Origin of the sequence: Microbacterium sp. C448 (assembly GCF_000582705.2) — a bacterium.
GTDB classification, from domain to species: domain Bacteria; phylum Actinomycetota; class Actinomycetes; order Actinomycetales; family Microbacteriaceae; genus Microbacterium; species Microbacterium lacus_A.
Map to the genome: position 1 here is coordinate 1 of NZ_HG779646.1, position 2237 is coordinate 2237.

General features: G+C 68.2%; 3 protein-coding genes and 1 tRNA gene. 1 reads left to right on the plus strand and 3 read right to left on the minus strand.

Annotated elements, in window-relative coordinates; all coding sequences use genetic code 11:
• Positions 1-265: HNH endonuclease signature motif containing protein (locus MIC448_RS06200; RefSeq protein ID WP_207875927.1), on the plus strand; the 265-nt coding region annotated here is incomplete at its 5' end.
• A gap of 220 nt (positions 266-485) precedes the next feature.
• Here the strand turns inward: MIC448_RS06200 and MIC448_RS06205 are convergent.
• From MIC448_RS06205 to MIC448_RS06215, 3 genes are all read right to left on the minus strand, one after another.
• A tRNA-Leu gene (locus MIC448_RS06205) sits at positions 486-559 on the minus strand.
• Positions 550-1941, minus strand: coding sequence for a glycosyltransferase family 2 protein (locus MIC448_RS06210; protein ID WP_081766214.1), 1392 nt, complete (start codon positions 1939-1941; stop codon positions 550-552). The genes MIC448_RS06205 and MIC448_RS06210 overlap by 10 nt, the downstream gene beginning before the upstream one ends.
• 12 nt (positions 1942-1953) lie before the next feature.
• On the minus strand, positions 1954-2237 hold a 284-nt coding region (locus MIC448_RS06215), incomplete at its 5' end, for a UDP-N-acetylglucosamine 2-epimerase (RefSeq protein ID WP_144237992.1).

A 2237-nucleotide genomic window follows, 5' to 3' on the forward strand; every position in this document is an offset into this window, starting at 1 on the left:
CTGCCGGTTCCCCGGGTGCCGGCAACCCGCACACCGGTGCGATCGCGATCACACTCTCGACTACGCCCTCGGCGGTGAAACGGCCGTGTGCAACCTCGCCTGCCTCTGCAAACGCCACCACACGTTGAAGGGCGAAACGGCCTGGACCGTGCGACAACTCGGCGGCGGCGTTCTCGAATGGACCTCGCCCGGCGGTCACGTCTACATCGACAAACCACCCTCGGCCATCCATTTCACCCCAAACACGGATCCGCCACCCTTCTGAGGGCCCCGGTCACTGAGCCTGCCGAAGTGACCCGTTGTGCCGTGCGTGCGCGGTTCCGGTGTGCTCCCTTCGACAGGCTCAGGGAGCGCGCTGTCCCCGGTCACTGAGCCTGCCGAAGTGACTCGTTGCCGCGCCAGTTCATCGCGCCCGGTTCCTGCGCTCCCTTCGACAGACTCAGGGAGCGTAGGCCCCACGGCAGCTTCTCCGTCACCCAGAGCGGTACCCCCGGTGGGACTCGAACCCACACTGAAGCGATTTTAAGTCGCCTGCCTCTGCCGATTGGGCTACGGGGGCGTGACCGTGCGGTCGCTTTCGGCGCCACGTCTTTCGTGTGCGCCGTCCCCTCCAGTATCCCCGACCGCCGAGGCATCCATCCCCTGCGTCTCGCGTGCCGTCTTCGCCCACGATGTGCGTCCCGACAGCTGTCGGAACAGCCCGACGGCGAGCACGGGGAACACGATCCACGAATAGGCCGTGTAGGGAATCACGAGAACGAGGGCGACGAAGGGCGAATACCAGCGACCCCCGCGCAACGCGAGCGTGACGACGCCCGGCCCGAACGACAGGGTCATGAAGAAGATCAGGATCCACCAGTGCGAGGGCCGGTAGGGCACCCCGCTCGCAAAGGCGAGGACCACGGACACGACGAGGGCGAAACCCGTCAGGAGCTGAAGCGCCGGCGTGAGCAGGTAGTACACGCTGTCGACGCGGGCGAGGAACGGCACCCGCAGGCGCGGGATACCGCGCAGCAACTCGAGGGCCTGCCAGCTGCCCTGCGCCCAGCGCACCCGCTGGCGATACAGGCGTCGGAGCGAGTTGAGGCCCTGCTGGTCGATGGCGACCGAGTTGTCCTGCACCCCGGCCCACCCGGCCTGGATGAGGCGCACGCCGAGATCCTGATCCTCGGTCAGCCGATCGCGCCACGGGCCCGACCCGTCGTCGATACTCGCGAGCGCGGACAGGCGGTTGAACTGTCCGTTTCCGCCCATGTTTGCCGTTCCCCACCAGGCACGCCCCGCCTGGAAGACAAGGCCGAAGGACGAGAACTCCACGTCCTGCGCCCAGGTGAGCCATCCGCGCCGGTTGTAGATGCGGACGAGGGATTGCACTCCCCCGACGCCGCCGTCGTGAAAGTGGCGCGCGGCCGATCGCGGAGCCTCGGGATCGAGCCGGCCGTCGGCGTCCACCACCACGACGATCACGTGGTCTTCGTCCCACATCGAGAGGGCGGGGTCGGCGCGAAGCTCCGAGCGGACATGCGCGTACGCCGCGTTCAGGGCGGCGGCCTTTCCCTCCCGGGCGTGCGGGGCGGTGCGGGTCAGGACCCTCAGGCGCGGATCGTCCATCCCGTCCAGGATCTCGCCGGTGCGGTCATCGGAACCGTCGTTGATCACCAGGAACATCACGTGCGTCGCCGCGACCTGTCGCAGGCGCGCGACGCTATCGGCGATCGTGACCTCTTCGTTGAGCGCGGGAACGAGGAACACCCAGAGAAATCGCTCCTCGCTCATCCCTCCGGGGTCGCGACGCACGTCACCGCGCACACGAGCCCGAAACCGTGCCGCGAACACGAGGAGCGTCGTGACCGACACGAAGGACGAAACCGTGATCGCCAGCACCGCCCAGAACAGCACCTGCACCCAGAGCGGCAGGCCCGTGAAGATGTCAAAAAACACGAGACACCTCGCTCACCAGGAGTCGCCCCACGGATGCAACCGGCCCTGCTCGACCGGATCCGCGCTGCCCGCCGCGCGGAGTACCGACAGTCGATCGAAGCCCGGAGGCCCGAACGGCTGCGGCGGGCGCGTGTTGAAGATGACGTGCTCGAGACCGCGCACGATACGCTCGGCGGCCTCCCCATCGCCGTACGGATTGCGGCGGGTCGTCGCGAGGGCATACGCACGATCGTCGTCGAGCAGGCGGGATGCCGCGGCCACGATCCGCGCCGTGTCGGTGCCGACCAGCTGCACCG